The following is a 9,519-nucleotide window of genomic DNA, read 5'->3' on the forward strand; positions in this document are numbered from 1 at the left end:
GCGTACGGCCGAGGGGCTGGCGCTGTTCGACGCGGCGGGCTCCACCGGACGTGCCGTACTGGCGCCCGTCCCCCTCGACCTGCCCGCCCTGCACCGACAGGCGCGCTCCCACCCCGTGCCGCACATGCTGCGCGGCTTGGTACGCGGCACGGCACGCAGGACCGTCGAGCGCGCCACCGTCGCCGGCACGGAACTGGCCCGGTCGCTGGCCGGGTTGACGGAGACGGAACGGGAAGAGGCGCTGCTGGACCTGGTGCTCGGCCACGTGGCCGTGGTGCTCGGCCACAGCTCGGCGCAGGCCATCGAACCCGACCGTGCCTTCAAGGAACTGGGCTTCGACTCGCTGACCGCCGTCGAGCTGCGCAACCGGCTGGGCGCGGCCACCGAACTGCGCCTGCCCGCGACCCTGGTCTTCGACTACCCGACCCCGGCGATGCTCGCGGCACACCTCGGCGCGGAACTCGCGGGCGCCCCCGCTGCCGCGACCACCATCCGCACCACCACGGCCGTCACCGACGAGCCGATCGCGATCGTCGGCATGAGCTGCCGCTTCCCCGGCGGGGTGAACTCGCCCGAGGACCTGTGGCGGCTCGTGCTGGACGGGGTCGACGCCATCGGGGAGTTCCCGGGCAACCGAGGCTGGGACCTGGCGAACCTGTACGACCCCGACCCGGAGCACCTGGGCACCTCGTACGCCCGTGAAGGCGGCTTCCTGTACGACGCCGACCAGTTCGACCCGGCTTTCTTCGGCATCAGCCCCCGTGAGGCGCTGGCCATGGACCCGCAGCAGCGGCTGCTGCTGGAGACCTCCTGGGAGGCGTTCGAGCGGGCCGGGATCGACCCGAACTCGGTGCGGGGGCAGGACATCGGCGTCTTCACCGGCTCGAACGTGCAGGACTACACCACGCTGCTGTCGGCGAGCGAGGAGAGCGTCGAGGGATTCATCGGCACGGGCAACGCGGCGAGCGTCGTGTCCGGCCGGGTCGCCTACGCGTTCGGGCTGGAGGGCCCGGCGGTGACGGTGGACACGGCGTGCTCGTCGTCGCTTGTGGCGCTGCACCTGGCGGTGCGGGCACTGCGGGCGGGGGACTGCTCGACGGCGCTGGCGGGTGGTGTGACGGTGATGTCGACGCCGGGTTCGTTCATCGAGTTCAGCCGCCAGCGCGGGCTGTCCACCGACGGCCGCTGCCGGCCGTTCTCGTCGGACGCGGACGGCACCGGCTGGGGCGAGGGCGTCGGCATGGTCGTACTGGAGCGGTTGTCCGACGCGCGGCGCAACGGTCACCGGGTGCTGGCGGTGGTACGCGGTTCCGCGATCAACCAGGATGGCGCGTCCAACGGCCTGACGGCGCCGAACGGGCCGTCGCAGCAGCGGGTGATCCGGCAGGCGCTGGCGGCCGCCGGGCTCGCTCCGTCCGACGTGGACGCGGTCGAGGCGCACGGCACCGGCACCAAGCTGGGCGACCCGATCGAGGCGCAGGCGCTGCTGGCCACCTACGGCCAGGACCGGCCCGCCGACCGGCCGTTGTGGCTGGGCTCGCTGAAGTCCAACATCGGGCACACCCAGGGCGCGGCCGGTGTCGCGGGTGTCATCAAGATGGTCATGGCGATGCGGCACGGCGTGCTGCCGAAGACGCTGCACGTCGCCGAGCCCACCCCGCAGGTCGACTGGTCGACCGGTGACGTGGCGCTCCTCACCGAGGCCCGCGACTGGCCGGACACCGGCCGACCGCGCCGCTTCGGCGTGTCGTCGTTCGGTTTCAGCGGCACCAACGCGCACGCCATCATCGAACAGGCACCGGACATCGAACCCACCGAAACCGCCGAACCCACCGAAACCGGCGAGTCCACCGGACCGGTCGCCGAACTGCCCCCGTCTCCGGTACCGCTACTGGTGTCGGCCAAGGACAACGACGCGCTGCGGGAGCAGGCCCAGCGGCTGCGGGCCCACCTGGTGGCGCACCCCGAGCTGGAACCGCGCGATGTCGCCGGCACCCTCGCGGTGGCGCGGTCGGTCTTCGACAGCCGGGCGATCGTCGTCGGCCAGGACCGCGACGGCCTGCTCGCGGGCCTGGCCGCGATCGCCGAGGGGCCGGCGGCGGTCGCCCGGGGCGTGGAGTCGGCCCGGGCGACGACGGGCACGGCCCGGCCCGCGGGCAAGGTGGCGTTCGTCTTCCCGGGGCAGGGTTCGCAGTGGCTCGGCATGGGCGCCGCGCTGGCGGAGTCGTCGCCGGTGTTCCGGGCCTCGCTGGAGGCGTGTGCCGAGGCGCTCGCCCCGTACGTGGACTGGTCGTTGTGGGACGTGCTGGCCGACGCCGACGCGATGGACCGGGTCGACGTGGTGCAGCCCGCGCTGTTCGCGGTGATGGTGTCGCTGGCCGCGCTGTGGCGCTCGTACGGTGTGGAGCCGGACGCCGTGGTGGGGCACAGCCAGGGCGAGATCGCCGCCGCGCACGTCGCGGGGGCGTTGTCGCTGGCCGACGCGGCCAAGGTGGTGGCGTTGCGGAGCCGGGCGATCGTGGAGTTGTCGGGCCGGGGCGGCATGGTGTCGTTGGCGGTGCCGGTCGACCAGGCTCGGGAGCGGATCGAACGCTGGGCGGGCCGGATCTCGGTCGCCGCGGTGAACGGTCCCGGTTCGGTGGTCGTGGCGGGTGACGCCGACGCGCTGGACGAACTGGTGGCGTCCTGCGACACCGACGGTGTACGGGCGCGGCGGGTCCCGGTGGACTACGCCTCGCACTCGCCGCACGTCGAGCGCATCCGCGAGACCCTGGTGACCGCGCTGGCCGGGGTGGAGCCGGCGGAGGCACGGGTGCCGATGCTGTCGACGGTGACCGGCGAGTGGCTGACCGGGACCGAGGTGGGCGCCGAGTACTGGTACCGCAACCTGCGGCAGCCGGTGCGGTTCGAGGAGGCGACGCGCGGTCTGCTCGACCGGGGCGTCGGCGTGTTCGTCGAGTGCAGTCCGCACCCCGTACTGACCTTCGGGGTACGCGAGACACTGGAGGCGGCCGGTGCCGAGGCCATCGTCGGGGGGACGCTGCGCCGCGACGACGGGGACCTGGACCGGTTCCTGCTGTCGGTCGCCGAGGCGTACGTGCAGGGCCTGCCCTTCGACTGGCGTCGGACGACGCCCGGGGCGCGGCACGTGGACCTGCCCACCTACGCCTTCCAGCGCCAGCGGTACTGGCCGAACATGGCCGAGGCTCCCGCGGCCGACGCCACCGACTCCGTCGACGCCCGGTTCTGGGCGGCCGTGGCGGACGGCGACCTCGGCGGACTGGCGGACGAACTGGGCGTGTCGCCCGACGACCCGATCGGCGCCGTACTGCCCCGCCTGTCGTCGTGGCGGCAGGCGCAGTCCGCCAACTCCGAGATCGACGGCTGGCGTTACCGCATCACCTGGCTGCCGGTGCCCGAGCCCACCGCCGCCCTCACGGGCACCTGGCTCGTGGTCAGCCGGGACGGCGCCGGCGAGGGATCCGTCGCCGACGCGTTGACCCGGTACGGCGCGCGGGTGCTGCCGGTCCGGACCGGCGGGGCGGAGGAGGACCGGGACGCGCTGACGGCCCGGCTCGCGGGGGTCGACGAGCCCGTGGCGGGCGTGCTGTCCCTGTTCGCGCTCGATCCCGGACTGCCGTCGGGCGGCGTGTACGCCACCCTCGCCCTCGTCCAGGCGCTCGGCGACGCCGGTGTCACCGCACCGCTGTGGTACGCGACGCGGGGCGGGGTCACGGTCGGACGCTCCGACACGCCCGTCCGTCCCGAGCAGGCGATGGTGTGGGGCCTCGCCCGGTGCGTCGGGCGGGAACAGCCCGAACGCTGGGGTGGCCTCGTCGACCTGCCCGACACCCTGGACGACCGCGCCGCCGCCCGCCTCGCGGGCATCCTCGCCGGCACCCGGGACGAGGACCAGGTCGCGCTGCGGACCGGCGGCGTGTACGCCCGCAGGCTGGTGCGGGCCCCCGCGGGCCGGATCGGCGACTGGGACCCCACCGGCACGGTACTGATCACCGGTGGCACCGGCGGGATCGGCGCGCACGTGGCCAGGTGGCTGGCCGCCAAGGGCGCGCAGCACCTGCTGCTGACCAGCAGGCGCGGACCGGACGCCGACGGCGCGGAGGAACTGCGCGCGGAACTGACCGAACTGGGCGCGCGGGTGACGATCGCCGCCTGCGACGTCGCCGACCGGGAGGCGCTGGCCAAGCTGCTGGCCTCGGTGCCGGAGGAGTATCCGCTCACCGCGATCATGCACACGGCGGGCATCCTGGACGACGGCGTGCTGACCGCGCTCACCCCGGACCGGCTCGCCGCCGTGCTGCGGCCGAAGGTCGACGCCGCCGTCAACCTGGACGAGCTGACCCGTGACCGGGAGCTGACGGCGTTCGTGATGTTCTCCTCGATCTCCGGCACGTTCGGCGCGCTGGCCCAGGGCAGTTACGCTGCCGCCAACGCCTACCTCGACGCGTTCGCCGAACGGCGCGTGGCGGCCGGCCTGCCCGCCACCTCGGTCGCCTGGGGGCCGTGGGGCGGCGGCGGCATGGTGGGCGAGCAGCTCGGCGAGATCCTGCGCAGCCGCGGCACGGCACCGTTCGAACCCGAGCTGGCCATCGCCGCACTGGACCGGGCCGTCCGTGAGGACGATCCGACCGTGCTGGTCGTCGCGGACATCGACTGGGACGTGTACGCGCCGTCGCTGCCGGCCACGCTGCTGCGGGAACTGCCCGTCGCCCGCCACGCCCCGGCACCCGTGGAGGCGGCGACACCGCAGGACCTGACGGCCAGGCTCGCCGCGCTGCCCGGACCGGAGCGCGAGCGCGTCGTCCTCGACCTGGTGCGGGAGCACGTGGCCGCCGTCCTCGGCTATGACAGCCCCAGAATGGTCGAGCCCGGCCGGGCCTTCAAGGAACTGGGCTTCGACTCGCTCACCGCGGTCGAGTTCCGCAACGTGTTCAACACGGCCACCGGACTGAGCCTGCCCTCGACCCTCGTCTTCGACCACCCCACCCCGGCCGCGCTCGCCACTCATGTGCTCGACCACATGCCGGGCATGGGCACACCGACCATCGACGCCGAACTGGACCGGCTGGAAGCCGCGCTGTCCGCCCTGACACCGGGCGACGACCAGCAGAGCGCCGCCGTCGGCGCCCGCCTCCGCGCGCTGCTGTCCCGGTGGGACGAGGCGCACACCCGCACCGAACCCGCCGGCTCCGGACCGGACGCGCGCACCGCGTCGGCGGACGAACTGCTCGCCCTGCTCGACCAGCAGCTCGGCAACTCCTGAGCCGAACCGATGAACTCGCCTGAAAGGTCGCAACAGATGTCAAACGAGGAGAAGTACCTCGACTACCTCCGGCGAGCCACGGTGGACCTCCAGGAGGTGCGTGGCAAGCTGCGCGAGGTCGAGGAGCGCGAGGTCGAGCCCATCGCGATCATCGGCATGAGCTGCCGGTTCCCCGGTGGCGTACGGTCGCCGGAGGACCTGTGGGAGCTGCTCGCGGAGGGCCGGGACGCCATCTCCGCGTTCCCCACCAACCGCGGGTGGGACCTGGAGGCGCTGCACGACGACGACCCCGACCAGCAGGGGACCAGCTACACCCGCGAGGGCGGCTTCCTGTACGACGCCGACCAGTTCGACCCGGCGTTCTTCGGGATCTCCCCGCGCGAGGCCGCGGCGATGGACCCGCAGCAGCGGCTGCTGCTGGAGACGTCCTGGGAGGTCTTCGAGCGGGCGGGCATCGACCCGCACTCGGTACGGGGCAGCAGGACCGGCGTCTTCATCGGCACCAACGGCCAGGGATACCTGGCACGCCTGGCCACCGGCGCGCCGGACGGCTACGAGGGGTACTTCCTCACCGGCAACGCGGCCAGCGTCGTCTCCGGCCGCATCTCCTACGTGCTCGGCCTTGAGGGCCCCGCGCTGACCATCGACACCGCCTGCTCGTCGTCCCTGGTCGGCCTGCACCTGGCGGTGCACGCGCTGCGGCACAGCGAGTGCGGGCTGGCCGTCGCGGGCGGCGTCACCGTGATGTCGACGCCGGACACGTTCATCGAGTTCAGCCGCCAGCGCGGACTGGCGGTGGACGGCCGCTGCAAGCCCTTCGCCGACGCCGCGGACGGCACCGGCTGGGGCGAGGGCGCGGGCCTGCTGCTCCTGGAGCGGCTGTCGGACGCGCGGCGCAACGGCCACCCGGTGCTGGCGGTGATACGCGGTTCGGCGGTGAACCAGGACGGCGCGTCCAACGGTCTGACCGCGCCGAACGGCCCGTCGCAGCAGCGGGTGATCCGCCAGGCCCTGACCGCCGCCGGGCTCGCCCCGACCGACGTGGACGCGGTGGAGGCGCACGGTACGGGGACGACGCTGGGTGACCCCATCGAGGCGCAGGCCCTGCTCGCCACCTACGGGCAGAACAGGCCCGCCGACCGGCCGTTGTGGCTCGGGGCACTGAAGTCGAACATCGGTCACACCCAGGCCGTCTCCGGTGTGGCGGGCGTGATGAAGATGGTCCTGGCGCTGCGGCACGGCGTGCTGCCGAAGACCCTGCACGTGGACAGGCCGTCGACGCACGTGGACTGGTCGGCCGGCGCGGTGGAACTGCTGACCGAGGCGCGGCCGTGGCCGCAGGTCGACCGGCCGTGGCGCGCGGGTGTGTCGTCGTTCGGCGTGAGCGGCACGAACGCGCACGTCATCGTCGAGCAGGCGCCTGCGGTGGAGCAGGCGGAGCAGGCGGACACGGACACGCCGGAGCCGGTACGTGGTGGGGTGCTGCCGTGGGTGTTGTCGGCCCGCAGCGCGGAGGCGTTGCGGGAACAGGCCGCCCGGCTCGTGTCCGCCGTGGACGGCCAGTCCCCGGCCGACGTGGGCTACTCGCTGGCGACGTCGCGGGCGGCGCTGGAGCACCGCGCGGTGGTCGTCGCCGGCGACCGGGCCGAGTTCTTGGACGCGTTGGCGGCTGTGGCGAACGGTGAGCAGAGCGGTGCCGTGGTCACGGGGGTTGCCGACGAGCCCGGCCAGGTGGGTTTCCTGTTCTCGGGTCAGGGGTCGCAGCGGCTGGGGATGGGCCGTGAACTGGCGGATCGTTTCCCGGTGTTCGCCGAGGCGCTGGAGGAGACGCTGAGCGCGTTCGACCCGGCGGTGCGTGGGGTGTTGTTCGGCGAGGACGCCGAGGCGTTGAGCGAGACGGGGGTGACGCAGCCGGCGTTGTTCGCGGTCGAGGTGGCGCTCTTCCGGCTGCTGGAGTCGTGGGGCATCCGCCCGGATGTGCTGGCCGGGCATTCGATCGGTGAGCTGGCCGCCGCCCATGTGGCGGGTGTGTGGTCGCTGGCGGACGCCGCGAGGGTGGTGTCCGCGCGCGGTGCGTTGATGCAGGCGCTGCCGGCCGGGGGCGCGATGGTCGCGCTCCAGGCGTCGGAGGCCGAGGTCGCACCGGAGCTGCCGGAGACGGTGGGTCTTGCGGCGGTGAACGGCCCGTCGTCGGTGGTCATCTCGGGCGCCGTCGCCGATGTGGAGGCGGTGGCGGAGCGCTGGCGTGCGCAGGGTCGGAAGGTGTCCCGTCTGAAGGTCAGCCACGCGTTCCACTCGCCGCTGATGGAGCCGATGCTGGACGACTTCCGGCGGGTGCTGGAGAGCGTGTCGTTCGAGGCGCCGGCGATCCCGATCGTGTCGACGCTGACCGGCGTCCGGGCCACGGCCGAGGAGTTGACCTCGCCGGAGTACTGGGTGCGGCACGTACGCGAGTCCGTGCGGTTCGCCGATGCCGTCGGCACGCTCTCGGGCGAGGGTGTGGGTACGTTCGTCGAGGTCGGTCCGGGTGGCACGCTGTCCGCGCTGGGCCAGGAGACGGCCCCCGAGGCGGTCTTCGTGCCGGTGCTGCGCGCAGACCGGCCGGAGGCGGTGGCCGCCACCCTGGCCGCCGGGCACCTGCACGTACGCGGTGTCCGGGTGGACTGGGCGGCGTTCTTCGCGGGCAGCGGCGCCCGACGGGTGGACCTGCCGACCTACGCCTTCCAGCACGCTCGTTACTGGCTGGACGCGTTGCCCGTGATCGGCGATGTGACGGCGGCCGGGCTCGCCGCGGCCGATCACCCGCTGCTGGGCGCGGCCATCGAACTGGGTGACACGGACGGTGTGCTGCTGACGGGCCGGCTGTCGGTTCAGACGCACCCGTGGCTGGCCGACTACGTGGTCCAGGGTTCGGTCCTGCTGCCCGGCACGGCGTTCGTGGAGCTGGCCGTGCGGGCGGGTGACCGGGTCGGGTGTGACCTGGTGGAGGAACTGACGCTGGAGGCACCGCTGGTGGTGCCCGAGCGTGGTGGCGTCCGGGTGCAGGTGTGGGTCAGTGCCGAGGACGAGTCCGGCAGACGTGAGCTGACCCTCTACTCCAGCGCGGGCGACACCGACGACGACCGGCCGTACACGCGGCACGCCACGGGTGTGCTGCGCGCCGTCGGGCGTTCCGGAGGTACGTCCCTGGTGGAGTGGCCGCCGGCGGGTGCCAAGGTCGTCGATCTCGACGGGTTCTACGACCAGGCGGCCGACGCAGGCTTCGGTTACGGGCCGGTGTTCCAGGGGCTGCGGGCGGCGTGGCGGCGCGGGGACGAGGTGTTCGCCGAGGTCGTGCTGCCGGACGGCGTGGACGCGGGCGGTTTCGGCCTGCATCCGGCGCTGCTGGACGCGGCACTGCACGCCGCCGACCTGACCGGTGGTGCCGACGGGACCGGTCGGCTGCCGTTCGCGTGGTCGGGTGTGCGGTTGTACGCCTCCGGGGCGACGGTGCTGCGGGTGCGTCTGACGCCCTCGGGGCCGGACGAGGTGTCGTTGACGGTGGCGGACGGGGCGGGCGCTCCGGTCGCGACCGTGGACTCGCTGGTGCTGCGCCCGGTGCCGCTGGATCAGCTCACCGGTGACGATCACGACAACGCGCTGTTCGGCATCGACTGGGTGCCGGTTCCGCTGTCCGACGCCGACGCCCCGACGATCGGGTGGACCGACCTGGAGGCCTTGACCGACCTGCGGTCCGACTACGTGGTCGTGCGGTGCCCGGTCACGTCCGCTTCCGGCTCCGCGTCCGATCCGGTGTCGGCTGCGCACGAGGCGGCGCACTGGGCGCTGAACGCGGTGCAGACCTGGCTGTCGGAGGAGCGGTCGGACGCGGCGCGGCTGGTCGTGGTGACCGGGGGCGCGGTCGCCGTCGCGGACGACGGTGACGTGCGGGACGTGGCGCAGGCGGCGGTGTGGGGTCTGGTGCGCTCGGCGCAGTTGGAGAACCCGGACCGGATCGTGCTGGTGGACCTCGACGACGAGGCGGCCTCACTGGAGGCGCTGCCCGTCGCGCTGGCGACGGGGGAGCCGCAGTTCGCTCTGCGGTCCGGTGCCCTCTACGTGCCGCGACTGGTCAGGGCCCGGCGTTCCGTCGTGGAGGATCCCGGGTTCGGTTCCGGTGCGGTGCTGGTCACGGGTGCGACGGGCACGCTGGGCGGGCTCGTGGCGCGGCACCTGGTCGTGGAGCGGGGCGTACG

2 protein-coding genes are annotated in these 9,519 nt (G+C 73.6%); both read left to right on the forward strand.

The genetic code is table 11. The features are described 5' to 3' along the window. A partial coding sequence (locus tag FHS37_RS38420) for a type I polyketide synthase (protein ID WP_184829927.1) occupies nt 1–5,284 on the forward strand: 5,284 nt, incomplete at its 5' end. Nucleotides 5,285–5,320: 36 nt separating this feature from the next. Next, nucleotides 5,321–9,519 (forward strand): type I polyketide synthase (locus FHS37_RS38425; protein WP_184829929.1); only part of this gene is annotated, 4,199 nt, incomplete at its 3' end.

The sequence above is a fragment of the Streptomyces griseomycini genome, assembly GCF_014203535.1.
Classification (GTDB): Bacteria; Actinomycetota; Actinomycetes; order Streptomycetales; family Streptomycetaceae; genus Streptomyces; species Streptomyces griseomycini.